The 16380-nt window shown below is 65.8% G+C and carries 17 protein-coding genes; 2 read left to right on the top strand and 15 right to left on the bottom strand.

The genetic code is table 11. From position 1 onward, the window contains the following. Positions 1-4: 4 nt before the first annotated feature. From BH95_RS18270 to BH95_RS18230, 9 genes are all read right to left on the bottom strand, one after another. Positions 5-478, bottom strand: coding sequence for a MarR family winged helix-turn-helix transcriptional regulator (locus BH95_RS18270; protein ID WP_019667059.1), 474 nt, complete (start codon positions 476-478; stop codon positions 5-7). A gap of 146 nt (positions 479-624) precedes the next feature. After that, positions 625-1677 (bottom strand): ABC transporter ATP-binding protein, encoded by a 1053-nt coding sequence (locus tag BH95_RS18265; protein ID WP_037183407.1) that lies wholly within the window; start codon positions 1675-1677, stop codon positions 625-627. Then, positions 1677-3293 carry an ABC transporter permease gene (locus BH95_RS18260; protein WP_037183405.1) on the bottom strand — a complete coding sequence of 539 codons (1617 nt, stop codon included), beginning with the start codon at positions 3291-3293 and terminating at the stop codon, positions 1677-1679. Before BH95_RS18260 ends, BH95_RS18265 begins: the two co-directional genes overlap by 1 nt. 7 nt (positions 3294-3300) lie before the next feature. After that, positions 3301-4326: an ABC transporter substrate-binding protein gene (locus tag BH95_RS18255; RefSeq protein WP_244165031.1), complete on the bottom strand. Its 1026-nt coding sequence runs from the start codon at positions 4324-4326 to the stop codon at positions 3301-3303. A 100-nt stretch (positions 4327-4426) separates the two neighbouring features. Continuing rightward, complete coding sequence (locus tag BH95_RS18250; protein ID WP_037183400.1) at positions 4427-5359, bottom strand: CopD family protein; 933 nt, start codon at positions 5357-5359, stop codon at positions 4427-4429. Between the two features lie 24 nt (positions 5360-5383). Continuing rightward, complete coding sequence (locus tag BH95_RS18245) at positions 5384-5902, bottom strand: copper resistance CopC family protein (RefSeq protein ID WP_037183398.1); 519 nt, start codon at positions 5900-5902, stop codon at positions 5384-5386. Then, positions 5899-6570, bottom strand: a complete 672-nt coding sequence (locus BH95_RS18240) for a YcnI family copper-binding membrane protein (protein ID WP_020112324.1) — start codon at positions 6568-6570, stop codon at positions 5899-5901. The genes BH95_RS18245 and BH95_RS18240 overlap by 4 nt, the downstream gene beginning before the upstream one ends. Before the next feature lie 48 nt (positions 6571-6618). Continuing rightward, on the bottom strand, positions 6619-7140 hold the full coding sequence (locus BH95_RS18235; protein WP_037183396.1) for a hypothetical protein: 522 nt from the start codon (positions 7138-7140) through the stop codon (positions 6619-6621). 13 nt (positions 7141-7153) lie between these two features. Further along, a complete protein-coding gene (locus BH95_RS18230) occupies positions 7154-7804 on the bottom strand; it encodes a DUF6474 family protein (protein ID WP_019667066.1) in 651 nt (216 codons plus the stop codon). 170 nt (positions 7805-7974) lie between these two features. Here BH95_RS18230 and BH95_RS18225 point away from each other — a divergent pair, with 170 nt between their 5' ends. Further along, positions 7975-9558, top strand: coding sequence for a TM0106 family RecB-like putative nuclease (locus BH95_RS18225; RefSeq protein ID WP_037185211.1), 1584 nt, complete (start codon positions 7975-7977; stop codon positions 9556-9558). A gap of 28 nt (positions 9559-9586) precedes the next feature. Here the strand turns inward: BH95_RS18225 and BH95_RS18220 are convergent, their stop codons facing one another. The 6 genes from BH95_RS18220 to BH95_RS18195 all read right to left on the bottom strand — a co-directional run bounded on the left by BH95_RS18220 (position 9587) and on the right by BH95_RS18195 (position 15041). Then, complete coding sequence (locus tag BH95_RS18220; protein ID WP_019667068.1) at positions 9587-10354, bottom strand: SDR family NAD(P)-dependent oxidoreductase; 768 nt, start codon at positions 10352-10354, stop codon at positions 9587-9589. Between the two features lie 142 nt (positions 10355-10496). Beyond that, the gene (locus BH95_RS18215; RefSeq protein WP_037183394.1) at positions 10497-11555 is read right to left on the bottom strand and encodes a hypothetical protein; all 1059 of its coding nucleotides are present in this window, start codon (positions 11553-11555) and stop codon (positions 10497-10499) included. After that, positions 11552-12757 (bottom strand): sensor histidine kinase, encoded by a 1206-nt coding sequence (locus tag BH95_RS18210; RefSeq protein WP_019667070.1) that lies wholly within the window; start codon positions 12755-12757, stop codon positions 11552-11554. Before BH95_RS18210 ends, BH95_RS18215 begins: the two co-directional genes overlap by 4 nt. Positions 12758-12797: 40 nt before the next feature. Beyond that, positions 12798-13490 (bottom strand): TMEM165/GDT1 family protein, encoded by a 693-nt coding sequence (locus BH95_RS18205; protein WP_037183392.1) that lies wholly within the window; start codon positions 13488-13490, stop codon positions 12798-12800. 236 nt (positions 13491-13726) lie between these two features. Beyond that, positions 13727-14254, bottom strand: a complete 528-nt coding sequence (locus BH95_RS18200; protein WP_019667072.1) for a hypothetical protein — start codon at positions 14252-14254, stop codon at positions 13727-13729. A gap of 163 nt (positions 14255-14417) precedes the next feature. Next, on the bottom strand, positions 14418-15041 hold the full coding sequence (locus BH95_RS18195) for a superoxide dismutase (RefSeq protein ID WP_019667073.1): 624 nt from the start codon (positions 15039-15041) through the stop codon (positions 14418-14420). A 236-nt stretch (positions 15042-15277) separates the two neighbouring features. Between BH95_RS18195 and BH95_RS18190 the strand changes: the two genes are divergently transcribed. After that, on the top strand, positions 15278-16380 hold a 1103-nt coding region (locus BH95_RS18190), incomplete at its 3' end, for an acyltransferase family protein (RefSeq protein ID WP_037185208.1).

Genomic DNA, 16380 nt, shown 5'->3' with positions numbered 1-16380 from the left:
TGTTCTATCTCGCAATCAGTTTCAAGTGCGCTGTGTCCTGCGCGTCTTCGTTGAATGTGTTGTTGAGTTTCTGAATCGAATCGAGGGCGGCCAGCGCCTCCGTTTCGCTCCAGTCGCTCAACATCTCGCGCAGTCGATTCGCGCGACGGTCCCAGATGACCTTGAGCTTCTCGCCGCCGTCGGACGAGACACGCACGCGTGATGCGCGTTTGTCGTCGGGATCGGGCGTTCGGTCGATGTATCCGAGATCCACCAGGTCTGCGATCTGCCGGCTGAGGGCGGACTGGCTGACGCAGAGCCTGTTGGCGAGGTCGGTCTGTCTGCATTCACCCTCCGTCGCGAGGATGGCCAGAACTCCGGTCAGTGCCTGCGGCAGGGGTGACTCCTCATCTCCGGTGGTCACGGCCCGCTTCAGCGCACGACCGAAGAGAAATACCTCTTCGACCAACGCTTCCGCGGTGGTAGTTCTTACTGCCATGAGGGCTCCAACGGTTCGAGTCAATTACTTGCTGTCCGCAACCATATAGATAAATAGATGAGGTAAACAACTATTTTACCTATCTCGTGGGTCACACCGACGGCGAGAACGGACAATCCGATCGACACCGCGTGCGACGGTAGGGACTATCCCGAAGTTGGCGTGAACATTCCGCGCTCGATGGTCATGATGACGCCGTCGCCCACTGCGGGGCGCGGACCGCGCACCGAGCAGCGGAAATCGACCCCGTGCGAGTCGACGACGACGTCGCTTGCCTCTCGGCCGAAGAGAGACGACGTGATCACGCCTGCGCCACAGTCGTGAGGTGAACCTGGACCGAGGACGATGTCCGACGGCATGACGGTCAACGTTCCACGGCCCTGCCTAGCGCTTTCGACGACGTCGAGCACTACTTCCAACGGGTGATCGTCGGCGTGGAATCTGCCGCCGTCGACGACGCCGGTGATGATGTTGGCGTCGGACAGGAACCGTGCGACGAACGCCGAGGAAGGCTGCTGCACCAGTTCCTCCGGGGTGCCGATCTGCGCGATCGAACCACCGTCGAGCACCGCGACACGGTCGGCCAGCGCCAAGGCTTCGTTCCGGTCGTGCGTGACATGGATGACGGTCAGTCCGGCGGCGCGCGTCAGCGAGCGAAGTTCCAGTCTGAGTCGGTCGCGCAGAGGCTCGTCGAGCGCGGAGAGCGCCTCGTCCAGCAACAGTGCCCGCGGCGTCCTCGCCAGAGCCCGCGCCAAGGCAACTCGCTGCCGTTGACCTCCGGACAACGTCGAAGGATCTCTCGATTCGAGACCGGGTAGGCCGACGAGTTCGAGGACTTCGCTCACACGCCGCTTGCGATCCGAGCGCGACATCCCGGCGAGCTCCAACGGATAGGAGACGTTCTTCCCGACGGTGCGGTGCGGCCACAGAGCGTGCTGCTGGAACACCATGCCCAGTCCGCGATGCTCGGGTGCGATCGGGCGCCGCCCACCTGCGACGACGTCGCCGCCGATGGTGATGGTGCCCGACGTCGGCGTCAGAAATCCCGCAACCGTGCGCAGCAGGGTCGTCTTACCGGAGCCGGACGGACCGACCAAGGCGAGGAATTCGCCGTCGGCGATGCGGAGGTCGATGCCGCGCAGACCGACGGCGCCACCGGGATATTCGAGGTCGACGGCATCGAGGGAGATGGCGGACATCAGGCATTCTTCTTTCGGTCGGAGACACCCGCGACGAGGCCGAGTCCGGCGATCCCGACCAGGGCGACGAGAAGGGACAGGGCCGATGCCGCGTTGTAATCGCCCGCCTGCTGCAGGTTGAAGATCGACACTCCGAGGGTCTGCGTGCCGGGGGCGACCAGGAGAACCGACATGGTGAGCTCGCGCACCGCCGTCAAGCCCACCAGAACGGCACCGGAGGTGGCAGCGGGAATCGTCATCTTCCACGAGACGTCGTACAAGGCTCGTGCGGGTGAGGCGCCGGAGGAGCGGGCGACCTCTTCGAGTTGGAGCGGCGTCGAGAGCAGCGGCGCTCGGACGGCCTGCACGACGATCGCGAGGAACGCCATGACGTAAGCGCACAGGATCACCCAGCGGGTGTCGAACAGGCCGGTCCAACGTCCGACGATCAGCCATCCGACTGCGATGACCAGGCCCGGTATGGCTTGCGGGAGCATCGCGACGAGGTCGAGGCCGGTATTGTCCCGTGAGCGGGTGCGCGTCGTGACGACACCCAGAGTCAGGCCGACCACTCCGCAGATCACCGCGGCGCCGATCGCCAGCATCAGCGAATTCTGGATACCGACAACCGTTCCAGGTGCAGTGACGGCTGCGACGATGGAATCGAGAGTGAGGTTGGCCCACGTCAGGGGAACACCGGGCGCGGGCAGCAATGCCTGGGTGGCGAGCGCGAAGATCGGCAGGGCCGTGATGCTCAGTGCGAGAAGCCAGGTGGCGACGCCCACCGCCGACCGGGTCCGCCCCAACGCGAGCCGAGTCGGGGGAGTGACCGGTCCGTCGAGAGCTGCACTGCCGCGGCTGAGTCCTCGGTCCACCGCTACCGCGACCACCGCCAGCAGCAACAGGACGATGCCGATGGCCGAGACCACCTCCAACGGCTGTGCGACGGTTCCCGATTGGATGAACCGGTACACCATCGTCGACAACGTCACGTACCGGTCCGGCAGTCCTACGAGGGCGGGAATCCCGAAATCCGCCAGATTCGACACCGCAACCAACGTGAACGACGCGACCGCGGCCGGCCGAAGCAACGGCAATGTCACGTACGTCAATGCACGCAGCGGGCGTGCCCCGGACATCCGCGCAGCCTCTTCGAGGTCACCGGGAATGCGGCGCAGTGCTGCTGCGACGATCAAGTACGCAATGGGATAGGAGTGGATGGTCAGGAGGAAGACCACGCCGTCTCCGCCGTAGACGTTCCACAGTGGTCCGCCGAACCGTTCGGCCCAGAACTTGTTGATCATCCCGCTCGGCCCGAGCAGGCCGGTCCACGCGATCGCCCCGACGAACGGCGGAATCAGCAACGGCGACAGCAGGACGAGCCGCAGCACCGAGCGACCGGGAAGATCCGTCCGGTCGAGCAGCAGGGCCATCGCGACGGCGATCGCCACGGCGAACAATGCCGACAGTCCCGCCGACACGACGCTGTTCACGGCGGCGTCGACGATCCCGCCGTCGATCAGTTCACGAACATGGTTGCCGCCCAGCCCGATCGATACCACGGCAGCAATGGGCGCCAGGATCGACACCGACACCACGACCCACAGGAGCAGTCTGAGGGACACCAGACCACTCACATAGGGGTTACCCGACAAGTTCGTTGAACCTCTCGACCGCCTCGGGCTGAGATGCCGTGATCTCGGCGAGATCGGGGTTCAGCAGGTTCAGATCGTCGAGAGCCGGTGCGCCGTCGGGGGTTCCGACGTCACCGCGCACGGGAAGGTACTGTTGCTCGACCGCGAGTTCCTGGCCTTGCTTGCTGACGAGGAAGTCGACGTACTTCTTCGCCGCGTCCTGATTCTTCGAATCGGCGAAGATGCCCGCAGGCTGGGAGATGTACGGAACACCGTCCGTCGGGTACTCGAGCGCGATGGGTGAACCCTTCTCCGCCAGTTCGCGAACCAGATAGTCGACGACGATCCCGATCGGCTGAGTGCCGGCCGCAACGGACTGTCCGACGGGACCGTTGCTCTCGGCGACGATCGGTTCGTTCGCGGCCAGGCCTTCGAGCCACGGCTGACCGAGCGACTCCTCGTTCAACCACACCGCCGTGTTGAATGCCGCCGCACCGGAGACATCCGGATTGGGAAGAGTGATCTGCCCCTTGTACTTCGGGTCGGCGAGTTGCTGCCACGACGTCGGTGGCTCCGACACGGCACCCGTGTTGTAGGCGATCACCGTAGGGATGATGCGGGTTCCGACGTAATATCCGTCCGGATCGACGATTTCCTGGTTCAACGCGGACACGTCCGCGGGGGTGTACTGGAGCAGCAGGTTCTCGTCCTTGTACCCCTCGAACGTCGGTGCGTCCGCAGCCAGGAGCACATCCGCGCCGATCGAACCCGTCTCACGCTCGGAAGCGATGCGCGCATTGAGATCTCCGGTGCCGGCGCGGTAGACCTGCACCTCGATGTCCGGATTCGCAGCAGTGAACTCCGCGTTGAGTGCGTCGATCTTCGCCTGCGGTTCGGAGGTGTACACCGTGAGGGTCCCGCCGCTGGACTCCGTGCTGTCGACAGTCGGGTCGGCAGGCTCGGAGCACGCGGACAGCGCAGCTATCGAGGCAATCGAAACGAGGACGCCCACGACCGGGCGGCGAAAAGGTATCACGTGACAAGCTCCTGACGAACGACGAAGCTGACATCGTGACCGTCCCGAACGACGCGAGTCGGTCGCCGCGGGAAACGCGAAGTGGACGGGGCGTGAAGGACTACGCCGTCGTTGCCAGAGCCGCAGCCAAACCGAACGCGACAGCAAGCACGCAGACGTGGAGAGCAGCACGCACGGTCGACTCGTCGGCTTTCGTGCGATGCGCGGCCACCGACACCAGCCAGGTCGCGCGCAACCGTCGGGCAAGCACCACGAGGACGACGAGAAGAACGGTCTTGCCGAGGACGATACGGCCGTATCCGGTGTCGAACAGGGCAGGCAGACCACCGAGTTTCACAGCAGCGTTGACGGTTCCGCTCACGGCGAGAGTCCACACCGACCACCACGCCAGGCGCGAATACACGGGCAACACTGCGGCCCAGGCGCCCCGGGCACGCAAGGTCAGGGCCATCGCGGCCAGAACGCCGATCCACACCGACGCCGCCACGGTGTGCACGGACACGAACAACGCGCCGAGGACCTGCTGCGACATGTGCCCGGTGACGGGACGCGCCACGAGCGCGACGACGATGAGGACGACGACGGGTACCGGGGACAGATCGCGCCGACGCCGCTGCATCGGCGCCGAAGGTGGCGCCGTCCGATACGCGAACAGCGAATACGCCACTGCCGCGGCGGTACAGAGGATCGTCACCACACCCAACTGCCCGACGGTGATGTCGGTCAGGAACGTCGCGAAGTTCGACACCGACAATCTTGCGATACCGCCCCCGAACGACTCGGTTGCTGCCGTCGCCAGCAGTGCCGTTTCCACCGCGGTCCACGTCCCGCCGACGACGACGGCGGTACGCCACACCGAAGGCTTCGATCGATCCGGAAACAGGTCCGTGCGCAGCAGCGCGAGTCCGAGCATCGTCGCGCCGAGGCAGTCCGCGACGACACGGAGCACCGACGACGGGTCGGGGCCGTCGGGGTGGGCGAGCAACCATGCCAGCCCCACCCCGACGATGCCCGCCGCCCCCGCGGCGAGCACCCACCACCGGCGGAACGCGTTCAGCTACTTGTCCTTCGGCTTGCGCAACGCGTAGGCGAGTCCGCCTGCGAAGACGAGGACACCCGCGACGAGGAAGATCCAGACGGGAATTCCCCCGCCGCTGCCGTCGTCGGACTCACCCTCCGTGGCGGCGGATGCGGCGGCGCCCGGCGTGCCGGATCCTTCCGCGGTCAACGTGAATCCCAGTGTCCCACTGATGGGGTGACCGTCGGCCGACGTCACGCGATAGGCGATCGTGTACTCGCCGACCGGTCCGAGTTCGCCGACGTCGACGACGATGCTCTGTCCCTCGATGCGCGGGTCGCCATTGGACCACAGGTTGCCGTCGGGTCCGACGACGTTCAAGGTCGCGAACTGCGACTGCGGAACCTCGTTGAACGAGATCGACACCTGCGCCGGGCCGGACGCGATCTCGGATCCGTCGGCCGGGTTCGATCCGGTGACCACCGAGTGGGCGGATGCTGTGGGTGCGCCGATCAGCAGTGCCGAGATCGCGAGCACCGCGACGATCAGTTTCCTCATGACCGGCGTCCTCGCACAGTCGCGCCGATGCCGAGTGCGGCACCGAGAGCCCCGAGTACCAAGGCTCCGCCGGCGAGCCATCGGGCGGTCGTGTCGGAATCGGAACTCTGTGCTGTCTCCGTCGAATCCGACGCCGCGGCGGAATCGACGGAGTGACCGCCGTGTCCGTCGGAACCGGCGGCTGCGAGTGTCAGCGACGGGGCCGGGTACTCGGGCTCGCTACCGTCGGCGGCCGGTTCCTCGGTCCACTCGACGACCTCGCCGTCGTTGTAGGTCTGAACGGCCGGGAAGCTGACAGTGTCTTCCTCGGGCAGAGGACCCGCGGACAGCAGGAACTGCTGGAATTGGCCGGGAAGCACCTCGGCGCCCGGGCCCGCAGTCCACGTGACCGCGGTGGCGAGGCCCTCGGCGTTCTTGTCCACGACCGAGGTCCACCCCGGAATCGGCTGAGTACGTGCGGAGTTGAGGCCCGGTAGTTCGACCCGGACCGACGACGTCGCGGCGGTGTCGGATTCGGTGGGGACGCGGAAGGTCAGGACGGCGTAGCCGCCCTGCGCAGCGTCGGGCGCGGCGACCGTCACGTGTGCGGAGGCTGCACCCGCTCCGACGACGAGGGCGAGTGACACGGTGCCTGCGATGATCGAGGCACGACGAACGAAGCTGTTCATGGCATGGGTACTTTCTCGAAAGACGATGTGGCAGAGATGATCGGAGAGTCACGCCGGCGTCGGCGGGCCACGTCTCGAGATGGATGTCGTGAACTCGAATGGTGCACGGGGTACTGGGCTCGAGATCTCGACGGCCAGCCCGGGTGGAACGGCGAGGCGTTGCGGCGGGTCCAGTACCGATCGGACGACGGCGGTGATGGGCCCGTACAGCCGCTCGGCCGCGCACACCAACTCCGCAGCCAGCGCCGATGCGGCAACGTGGAATGCAGCCATGGCCGGGCTCGGCAGAATGGTATGGCCGTGCATCATCGCGTGCGGGTCGCCGACGACCAGGGCGACGTGCGACGCGAACTGGCCGAGCACCATCCCCGCGAGAAGCAGGGGCACGGTCGCGCGGCCGGACCGCGGCACAGCGGACACGGCGCCGATCCCGAGGCCCACGATCAGTACCAGCACAGCCGCGGAGCCCGACGGATACCCGCCGTCGGCCCACCCGTGCGCTGCCACGGACAGCGACACCGTCGTCGCGCCGACAGCTCCGCCGCGAAGCGAAGCAGCGGGCGACCTCATGGAACCGGAGGTACTACCGAACGCCGAGACGAGCCAGAAGGTCGGCTTCGATGCCGTCCAGCTCGGCCGAGATGGCGTTGTGCGCAGCCTTGCGACGTGCGGGAGGCATCTGTTCCGACGTCCGCACCGCGGTACCCAGATCCGTGAGGCGCTGGGAGATCGCGTCGGAGAACTTGCGGGTCTCGGCGTCGGAGCTGTTGGCCGTGACCTGGGCAAGCGACTTCTCCGAACCGGCGATACGTGCGCTCAGCTTCGCGCCGTAGCCGCTGTACTCGCTCAGCTCGGCGGGGTTGACGCCCAGCTTGCCTGCCTTGCGCTCGTCCAGACGGTTCCGAAGGACCGCAGCGCCGCGGTAGACGATGGGCGTCAGAACGGGGATCAACACCCGTGCAATCGAGATGTACTTGCGCACCTGAGCCGCGTTGAACGACCCCTGCAGCGCTGCCTTCTGCTGCGCCTGAAGTGTCCTGATCTGCGCCTTCTCGACGTTCTTCTGCGACTTGGCCTCGACCGCGCTCAGCTTGTTCTGTGCCTTCGCGATGGACTTCAGTTGCTTGCGCTCGTTCTTCGCTCCGAGCTTGGCCTCGAGTGTTGCCTTGTGCTTGAGCGCCTTGGCCTCGGCCTTACGAGTGGCACGACCCTTGCGCTTGCGGAACAACCCCATCGACAAGGCCCCTAACGTCAGCTTCGGTACGGTTCGGGCGCGGTATTCGCGCTGGCTGACACACAGCCTATCGCTGACGCAGCGGTGGGTCGCATGGGGCGTGTCGGTGGGGGGACATAGGCTCATCAACTGTGAACAGCCAGCCTGTCGCGGCGACACGGTCAGCCGGAATGCGGTCGTCGGTACTCATCGACGCCGGGTCCCTGACGCGGTGCCGTCACCGGCTGTACCTGGACACGGCCTACTCCGCGCTGCAGCGCTACGAACCGGAGAATCCCGGCGTCCGGCAACGGCGTGAGGCCGCGGCGGCCCACCGGGAGGCCACCCGTGCCGCCTTCGCAGCCACCGAATCCGGGTGGACGGAGATCGACGCCCCCGACGCCAGGTCGGCGTCGGAGATGACGATGGCGGCGTGCAGGCGCAAGGCCCGCTGGATCTGGAACGCCGTGCTTCCCCTCGATCACGAGCACGGTCGACGCGGCCGCAGCGAGATGCTGATGCTCGATCCGTCCGGTGCCGGATACATCCCGGTCATCGTCGTCAACCACAAGGTCACCGACCCCGGCCGGGGAGCGACCACCACTCCGTTCGACCGATGGACACCGAGCGTCGACGAGACCCGCAAGGTTCGCAGTCAGCTGCGGGACCAACTGCGCCTCGCGCATCTCTACCGAATGCTCGAACGTGAAGGCCTCGCCTCTCCCACTGCAATCGGCGGTGCAATCGGATATCGCGCCGAGTGCATCCTCGTTCACGACCTCGAGACCGTGTTCGCAGAATACGATTCACGATTCGCGGACCGTCTCGCCGTCGCGCGGGGTGAGAGCTTCACCGTGCCCTCCCAGGTGAGCGAGTGTCGGTCGTGCTCATGGTGGTCGGACTGCAAACCGCAGCTCACCGCCAACCGCGACGTGTCGCTGGTGGCGTCGGGGATGCGTGCGGAGGTGTTGCGCGAGCACGGCGTCTTCACCATCGACGACCTCGCCGACTGGACCGGACCGGAACCGGAGGACTGGCCGTTCGGCAGCTTCGACGACGCCGTTGCCGCAGCGACGGCGTGGCGCGCGGATGTTCCGCTTCTGCGCCGGACCGAGAGAACGACGGTCTACCGCGCTGACGTCGAGGTCGACGTGGACATGGAGAGCTACCAGGAGCACGGCGCCTACCTGTGGGGCACGCTGCTCACCGAGCAGGGAGGGCAGCCCCCGGTCTACCGAGGATTCGTCACGTGGGATCCGCTGCCGACCGTCGACGAGGGGCGATCGTTCGCGGAATTCTGGGGCTGGCTGATGGGCAAGCGCCGTGACGCCGCCGAACGCGGTAAAACCTTTGCTGCGTACTGCTATTCGCGCCAGGCCGAGGACAAGTGGCTTCTTGATTCTGCCCGACGCTTCGGCGCCGTTCCCGGCGTTCCCACCGAGGCCGAGATCCGCGAATTCATCGACAGCGAACAATGGGTGGACATCTACCAGGCAGTCAGCGACCAATTCATCTGCCCCGGCGGCAAAGGGCTGAAGAAAATCGCCCCCGTCGCCGGCTTCACCTGGCGTGACGACGAAGCCGGCGGCGAGGCGTCCATGGGCTGGTACCGCGACGCCGTCGGCTACGACGGAGAACCCGACCTCAGTCAGCGCGAACGGTTACTCGTCTACAACGAAGACGACGTCCAAGCCACGAAAGTCCTGCGCGAGTGGATGACCGACCGCGCGGACCTCGAAATCCCCACCCTCGAATCCTTGCGCAACGGAGCCTGAAATCGCGGCTGCCGAAACCCGGATGCGCTTACCGCGGCGCCATGCGGATTGCGCCGTCCATGCGGATGGTTTCGCCGTTGAGGTAGTCGTGCTCGGCGAGCATCTGCACGAGCTGTGCGTACTCCGCCGGCTGTGCGAGGCGCGAGGGGAACGGGACGCTGGCTTCGAGGCCCTTGCGGTATTCCTCGGTGACGCCGGCGAGCATCGGGGTGTCGACGATTCCGGGGGCGATGGTGTTGACGCGGATGCCGACCTGGGCGAGGTCGCGGGCCGCGGTGATGGTCATCGCGTGCACGCCGCCCTTCGATGCCGTGTACGCGATCTGGCCGATCTGGCCTTCGAAGGCGGCGACGGAGGCGGTGTTGACGATGATGCCGCGCTGCCCTGCGTCGTCGACCGTCGGGAGTGACTGAATTCGGTTGGCGGCAAGGCGCATCACGTTGAACGTGCCCAGCAGGTTGATGGTGATGACGGTGCGGAAGAGCTCGAGCTCGTGCGGGCCCTTCTTCGACAGGATGCGTCCCGCCCAGCCGACACCGGCGCAGTTGACGACGATGCGCAGGGGCACCCCGGACGCGGTGATGGTGTCGAGGGCTGCCTCGACGTCGGCTTCGCTGGTGACGTCGGCGGCGATGAGCGTGACACCGTCGGGCACGCTGTCGCCCGCCCGCTCGATCGACTGCGCCAGGTCGAGGCCGAACACCGTCACCCCGGCGTCGGCGAGGCGCTTGGCCGTTGCCGCACCGAGGCCGGACGCCCCGCCTGTGACCAACGCTGCTGTTCCCGAAATCTCCACGTGCACATCTCCTCGACTAGAGCGGTGGACGATCGGCGCAAACGATCAGCGCTGACCGTGATTGTCTCGTTCTGCACCATAACCGGACAGCAGTGAGCCGCAGCCGGCGGAGTGACAGAAGTGCAGTGGATCACACTCGGTGTCAGTGGCTGATTTCGCGAGCCCGACCGTCGTGCTCGTACTCGATTCGGTAGGTCCGTTCGGAATCGACCAGCATCGTGGCGAGGGCGGGCCGCCCTGCCGGGAGCAGTCGCACAGTGGCCGATCCGCTCGCCATCCCGTCGATGTGCTCCGCTGCGGAGTCGACGACGAGGTCGCGCACCGCGGGGTCGAGTTCGACGTCGGCGCGGTCGTCGAGGAGTACGACGCTGACGCCGCGGTCGCGTGCCGTCCGCACCGACGTACGTAGTCGATCGGTGACAAGAGCGCGCGCTCGCAACGAATCCCGCAACTCGGCTTCGAGCAGGGTGTACGACGCGATCTCCTCGGGAGCCAGGTCGGGGCCGTGGACGGTCCGTTCGAGGAGTGGGCGAGCGAGTTCGTCGAGCCGACGCAGTTGCGAGTCACGCTCTTCGAGCACGGCTGCGGCGGCCGCCTCGGATGCGACTCGCGACGTCGACTGGTCACGCAGCGCGAAAACGGAGCGAGCGAGGGGCCGGAGCGTGAACGCGAAGAACGTCGACATCAGCAGTGGGGCAGCGTTGATGACGCCGAAGGCGATGCCGTAGGCGGCGCCCTGCCCGGTCTGGACGGACCAGAAGATCGTCACGGCAACCGTCGTCCCCAGTCCGGCCCACGCTGCCGACGTTCGTCCTCGCACGCACAGGGCCGTGAACAGTGCGACGCTCGTGCCCAGCGGCCAGGTCTGCAGTGGGCTGCTGACCGGAACGGGAATCACGCTGTAGGTCAACGCGCAGCTGACGGGGCCGAGGGCAGCGATGAATACGGTGTACCGCCACGGCAGTGGATCTCCTGGTGCGGTGATCATCGTGACTGCACCGATCGAGCACAACCCAGCGGAGACGAAGATCGGCCACGGGGAGCTCACTCCCTCCAACGTTGCTGCGGCGCAGAGAAAACACGTGAAGATGTAGAGGGCGACCAGTCCCGTCGCGAATCGCGACCGCAGTCCGATGAGGTCGCGAATATCCTGACCCGAGCCGTCCTGACACGCGTCGTGCGTGCTCCGGGTGCCGATCACGACGGTGCCGACCAGTGCAGTGCCACCGTCGTTCCACCGTCGTTCTTGTCCGACTCGACGCGCGCCGAGCCACCGGGCAGGCTGCGCATGCGTCCGACGATGCTCACCGCGATCCCCATGCGATGCGGCGCGACCGAGGTGGGGTCGAACCCGGACCCGTCGTCGGACAGCACGATGGAGATGTCGTCCCTCGTCAGCGACAACGTTGCGACCCGCGTCGCGTCGGAACCTGCGTGCGTGACGCTGTTGCGAACTGCCTCGGCCAAGGCGGCACTGGCCGTGCGGATGACCTCGGCGGGATACAGAGCGTCGGTGCGTGATTCGACGGCGATTTCGATCTCCTCGTCGACATTCGTTGCGGCCGAACGTAACCGGGCGAGCGCCTCGTCGACATCGAACGTCGTGGCGGACGAGTGGTTTCGCAGCGAGTCCAGCTGAGCGAGAGTGTGCTCGGTCTGTCGGATCACGCCCTCGGTGCGTCCGAGGCGAGCCACCGCGAGAAGGGAGGACAACACGCCGTCGTGGATGAGGGCGTCGAAACGCTCACGCTCGACGGCGCGGGCGCTGACGGCAGCCTCCGTCGCCGCCTGTCGGTGGGTGGTTTCGCGCGTGCTGTCGAGAATGCGTGCGGTGCGGATGACGCCCAAGGTGGCGGCCACGAAGATGGAGCAGAACATCAGCGCGAACGTGATGTCAGCCAGCAACGGGCCGTCCAGCAGTGGACCACGGAGAATGTTGATGCTGAGCTGAACCGAGACGACAGTGACGGTCAGCTGTGCGAAAGCCAACCATGACGGCAGCGACGCGGCCGCGGCCAGTCCCGCCAGGCCGGGGAACGACGCCAGGGGCATTCCGTTGGTGTCGACGACGGAGCTGTCCCACGCGAGCCACCAGCTCAGCGCGGCGGCCAGGAAGGTGAAGGTCGCTACGGCACCGGTGACGCGGATCCACCTGGTGTCCGTGGCCAGGGAAGCCACTCCCATGGACAGACCTGTTCCGAACACGGCGACCATCGCTGCGGGCGTCCACCAGGATTCCGTCACGTAGGCGGTGCGGAGGAAATCCGGCAGCAGAATCGCGAAATAGATGAGGTAACCGGCGGCGACGAAGCGCGCTACCGTCCGGAGAAGCCGATCCGACGACGTGTTGTCGTCGTGGGTGGTGCGGCGCGTCCTGCTGGGATCGTGGTCGATGGTTGTCATGTGCCCCTGGTTCTGATCGGGGCAGATGATACGTCGATTCTTACTTGTCGTTCAATACCTCGACCGGCGTCGGGCGACGGCGCCGGACGGTTGCGATTGCTCCCCACACCGCTGCCGACAGGACGAGAACGACGCCGCCGGCGATCACGGGCGCGGACGTTCCGGGCATGACGCCCTCGAAGAACAGCGAGACGCCGAACACGAAGAAGAGGATTGCGGCACCGAACTGGATGATGCGTTCGGGAAGATGCTTGCCCAGGACCGCGCCCACGACGATGGCGAGGGCATCGGCTGCGACCATGCCGACGGTAGAGCCGATCCAGACGCCGGCCCAGTTGTTGTCCGCGGCGAGGGTGACGGTGGCGAGCATGGTCTTGTCGCCGAGCTCGGCCAGGAAGAATGCCGACGCGATTGCGATGAACGCCGAGCGGGTGACCTTGGAGGCTTTGTCGCCTTCGTCGTCGGAAAGCTTGTCTCCCTTGAGGGTCCACAGTCCGAAGACGACGAAAGCGACTCCGGCGACGATCGAGATCAGGTGGGTGGGAATCGAGAGTCCGAGGAAGTGCCCGACGGCGACCGACACGAGGTGGGTGACGGTGGTGGCGATCGTGATGCCGCCGATGACGACGTACCACTTGTAGCGCAGGGCGAACGTCATGGCCATGAGCTGCGATTTGTCGCCGAGTTCGGCGACGAAGATGACTGCGAAACTCAACAGCAGCGCGGACAGCATGTGGAGGCACTCCTTCGGTCGTCTGAATGACCGAAGGTCTCGCCCACCGGCGCCGAGCACGCAGCCTGTGCGTGAGCGGTATCGGTTCACGGTGCCGGGCCCGATTGCGGACCAGTATGTCGACACGGTGATTGGGGGCTACTCCCCTTCGCTGCACTCCACAGTAGGAGGAGGTAGTCGAAAAGTCCAATGCCGCAGCAAGTTTGGGAACCCGAAAACTCTTGTACGGGCCACGTTCAGGACGCGAGGAGCATGGCCAAAACTGCAGTGTCGGGATCGCTGATCGGGTCGAGGCCGATGCGGCTCACCATCGAGGTCACGGTGCCGTCGGATTCCGCTTCCACCCAGGCAGCGCGATGATCGAGACCGAGATGCGGCAGGCCGGGAAGGAGGACACACCCGGACGCCGCGCCGGCGCATTCGGGGAGTGACGGGGTGGTCTCCGACGGCGGATGCAGCATCAGAATCGCCGCCGGCTGGTGGTGCGCGAACCGCTCGGGTGTGACAGCAGTCTCACCCACGATGGGCCCCTCGGCGAGGACCAGCCCTATCGTTCCCGGGGCCGGATCGTCGGGAAGCTCCTCGCGAGCCCCGAAGACCGTCGACGTTGTGAGCAGGCCCGGCATCGATGCGACCTGGACGGCCAGCACGAGAAACTGCGCCCATTCCTTCGTCGTGTCCGGCCACCGCCCGGAGATCACGAACCCGCGCAGAAGCCCAGCGGCATGGAAAGGGGAAACGCCGATCAGATCGCGATCGCTCATGTGCACTCCTCGTTCGCCCAGAAATATCCGGTACGCCACGCTGGGTACACCCCAATATGAACCAGAAACGTGCTGGCACACAAGACGTGTCGAGTGCTAACGAAGGGAAACACGAAAAGGGCCATCACGACGATGCGTGATGGCCCTCTGCGGTGCAGAAGAATTACGGGAAGATCAGACCCGGGGTCTTCGACGTGGCTGCCTCGAAGCGGGCCTGAACGTCGGCCCAGTTCACGACGTTCCAGAACGCCTTGACGTAGTCGGCCTTGACGTTCTTGTACTGCAGGTAGAAGGCGTGCTCCCACATGTCGACCTGGAGCAGCGGGATGATGCCCAGCGGCACGTTGGCCTGCTGATCGTAGAGCTGGAACGTCAGCAGCTTCTTGCCGAGCGAGTCGTAGCCGAGAACGGCCCAGCCGGAGCCCTGCAGACCGTTGGCCGCCGCGGTGAACTGTGCGCGGAACTTGTCGAACGAACCGAACTGATCGTCGATGGCTGCGCCGAGTTCACCCTCGGGCTTGTCGCCACCGTTGGGGGAGAGGTTCTTCCACCAGATGGAGTGGTTGACGTGGCCGCCGAGGTGGAACGCGAGGTTCTTCTCGAGCAGGAAGATCGAGCCGTGATCCTCGGCTTCGCGGGCTGCAGCGAGCTTCTCGAGCGCAGTGTTGGCGCCGGCGACGTACGTTGCGTGGTGCTTGGAGTGGTGCAGTTCGTTGATCTCGCCCGAGATGTGTGGCTCGAGGGCGGAGTAATCGAAATCAAGGTCGGGCAAGGTGTACTCGGACACGTGGTTCCCTTCTTTGTCGACGCCGGCTTCATCGATCGAAGCGCGGCGCGTAGTGCTGCGGATCTTCTCTCGGGTTCAACCCAATCTCATTACTACCCCCAGTGCAACTGTTGTACTCGAGACTCATTTCTCGGAATAAAACCGCGCTGCCGCGGCAGCCTCGGGAGGTCACGGCGAGGTCACGGCTCGGCGTCACGATTGGTCCGGCAGGTGAACAGGAATCTAGACTGGCCGCCGTGAGCCCCCATCGCAGGTCGACCGATGCGGTCGACGCCCGACAGGCGGTCACGGACGTCCATGCGCCGAGGGTCCAACTCGACGGCGCGAACCTGCTGCGGTTGATCGCGGTACTCGCCGTTCTCTACTCGCACATCTCGTTCTACCTGATCGACGACCGCGGCGAAGGCTGGTGGATGATCGACGTCGTCTACCGGGTGTTCGTCCAGGAAGCCGGCCTCAACAACCATCTCTCGTTCGTCGGCGTCGCGATCTTCATGCTCCTGACCGGCCTGCTGGTGACCCGCTCGGCGATGCGGCAGTCGCGACGGGATTTCGCGGTCAGCAGGCTTTCCCGCCTGGTCCCGGCGCTGTGGGTGTCCGTCGCGCTGGCCATTCTGCTGGTGCGTCTGGGTATCAACGGCATGTTCAGCGGTCAGAACGGGATCAGCAACTCCGAAGCCGCGCTCAGCTTCGTGCTCGGCGGGTTCTTCCTGAAGCCCGAAGTCGCCGTACTGGGCGTCACCTGGACGCTGACGGTCCAGCTGATGTTCTACCTGTACTGCATCGCGGCCCGCGACATCCTACGGAAGTGGCCCGTCGTCGTTCCCCTCTTCGGGGCCTTCCTCTGCGCGGCCGTGCTGATCTACAACCTCTACATCCCGCAGCCGTGGTCGGTGCCGATGCTGTCGAAGATCGCCGCGACGCTCCCGACGCTGTTCCTCGGGCAGATCATCTACCTCGGCTGGGCCCGGATCATCAGCTGGAGATGGGTCGTCGTCTCGGTCGTCGCGCAGGCCGAGGTGGTGCGACTGGCAACCGACGTCCACGCTTACTGGGCGGGCGACCAGTACATGTGGACCATCGTCGTCGTCACCGGTCTGGTCCTGCTCCTCGCGCGGTACGACGGCAGGATCGCTCATTGGGCGATCGTTCGCTGGACGGGCACCCGCAGCTACGCGATCTACCTGGTCCACACGCTGATTCTCTACCGGGTGTACGAGAACGTGGTTCCGTACACCGGACCGACGGGCGCGGTCGTCGCGTTTCTCGTCGCCACGGCCGCCGTGTCGGAAATCGTCTACCGATGGGTCGAGACTCCCGCTGCACGCTGGCTGGGCGC

This window comes from Rhodococcoides fascians A44A (assembly GCF_000760735.1).
Lineage (GTDB): Bacteria > Actinomycetota > Actinomycetes > Mycobacteriales > Mycobacteriaceae > Rhodococcoides > Rhodococcoides fascians_E.
This window is presented reverse-complemented; position numbering and strand designations above follow the sequence as displayed.

What these genes read in the sequence shown, in the direction of transcription:
- BH95_RS18270 (WP_019667059.1), bottom strand. Translation starts at nt 478, where the DNA reads ATGGCAGTAAGAACTACCACCGCGGAAGCGTTGGTCGAAGAGGTATTT.
- BH95_RS18265 (WP_037183407.1), bottom strand. Translation starts at nt 1,677, where the DNA reads ATGTCCGCCATCTCCCTCGATGCCGTCGACCTCGAATATCCCGGTGGC.
- BH95_RS18245 (WP_037183398.1), bottom strand. Translation starts at nt 5,902, where the DNA reads ATGAGGAAACTGATCGTCGCGGTGCTCGCGATCTCGGCACTGCTGATC.
- BH95_RS18240 (WP_020112324.1), bottom strand. Translation starts at nt 6,570, where the DNA reads ATGAACAGCTTCGTTCGTCGTGCCTCGATCATCGCAGGCACCGTGTCA.
- BH95_RS18235 (WP_037183396.1), bottom strand. Translation starts at nt 7,140, where the DNA reads ATGAGGTCGCCCGCTGCTTCGCTTCGCGGCGGAGCTGTCGGCGCGACG.
- BH95_RS18230 (WP_019667066.1), bottom strand. Translation starts at nt 7,804, where the DNA reads ATGGGGTTGTTCCGCAAGCGCAAGGGTCGTGCCACTCGTAAGGCCGAG.
- BH95_RS18225 (WP_037185211.1), top strand. Translation starts at nt 7,975, where the DNA reads ATGCGGTCGTCGGTACTCATCGACGCCGGGTCCCTGACGCGGTGCCGT.
- BH95_RS18210 (WP_019667070.1), bottom strand. Translation starts at nt 12,757, where the DNA reads ATGACAACCATCGACCACGATCCCAGCAGGACGCGCCGCACCACCCAC.
- BH95_RS18205 (WP_037183392.1), bottom strand. Translation starts at nt 13,490, where the DNA reads ATGCTGTCCGCGCTGCTGTTGAGTTTCGCAGTCATCTTCGTCGCCGAA.
- BH95_RS18200 (WP_019667072.1), bottom strand. Translation starts at nt 14,254, where the DNA reads ATGAGCGATCGCGATCTGATCGGCGTTTCCCCTTTCCATGCCGCTGGG.